At 66.5% G+C, this 1,210-nt stretch carries 1 protein-coding gene; it reads right to left on the minus strand.

Annotated elements, in window-relative coordinates; all coding sequences use genetic code 11:
- The coding region (locus BN903_RS12615; RefSeq protein WP_048078069.1) for a formyltransferase family protein at positions 1–712 on the minus strand (712 nt) is incomplete at its 3' end.
- Between the last annotated feature and the right edge of the window lie 498 nt (positions 713–1,210).

Raw genomic sequence — 1,210 nt, forward strand, 5'->3', positions numbered from 1 at the left:
CGATCACCGGCCCCTGATCGAGGTCGGTGGTGACGTAGTGGGCGGTGACGCCCGCGATGCGGACCCCCGCGTCCTTCGCCTGCCGGTACGCCTCCGCGCCGGGGAACGCCGGCAGCAGGGAGGGGTGGACGTTGATGATCCGGCCCTCGTACCGGAAGACGACCTCGGGCGAGAGGATACGCATGTAGCGGGCCAAAGCGATCAGGTCCACGTCGTACTCGGCCAGCAGGTCGAGCAGGCGCTCCTCGTCGGTGTTCCCGTTGCCGTCGCCCACGTCGTAGAAGGGCTTGTCGTAGCGCTCCGCGAGCGACCGGAGGTCGCCGCGGTTGCCGATGACGACCGGGATCTCGGCCTCCTCGCCGTCGTCGGCGAGGTCACCGTTGGCCTCCGCCTCCAGCAGCACCTCGGGCGCGTGGGTCTCCTTCGTGACCAGCAACGCGATTCGGCGCGCGTCGCGGTCGCTCGGGAACCGGACCTGGATGTCCACGTCGAGTTCGCGGCCCAGTTCGGCGAGCGCGCGGCGGAGCTCCCCGCGGGAAGTCTCCATCTCCGCGGTGTCGACGCGGGTCGTCATGCGGAAGACGCCCTCGCGGACCGCCTGATCTAAGTCCTCGATGTTGATTCCCCGCTCGAACAGCAGGGAGGTGACCCGCGCGATGAGTCCGGTCTTGTCTCCTCCGACGACCGTGATCTCGGTCAGTTCGCGGGTCATGCGACGATCACCTCCGCGGGTTCGAGCGGCTGCATACACCTCCTCCAACAGGCGGAGGGGTTTGCCCCTTTCGTTCCGCGCGGTCCCTGCCTCCCGCACGTTCGACCGATCTATATCCACGAACGTGCGCATAAACACCGTTCCAAAACGGTTTTTACACACGACTCCGCACCAACGGACATGACCGACTACACGGCGACGGTGACGGTCCGGCTGAAGCGGGGCGTCCTCGATCCGGAGGCCGAGACGACCCAACAAGCCCTCGAACGGCTCGGGTTCGAACTCGACGACCTCCGCTCCGCGGATCGCTTCGAGGTCGACCTCGCCGCCGCCGACGCCGACGAGGCCGCCGATCGCGCCGGCGAGATGGCCGAGCGGCTGCTCGCGAACCCGACGATCCACGACTACGACGTGCGTAATAACTTCGTATAGCATACATTATACGAAGTTATACGAGTGGCCTCGTAGTCGTGGGAGGCAAGGCACACAGGGGATAGG

This window comes from Halorubrum sp. AJ67 (genome assembly GCF_000513435.1).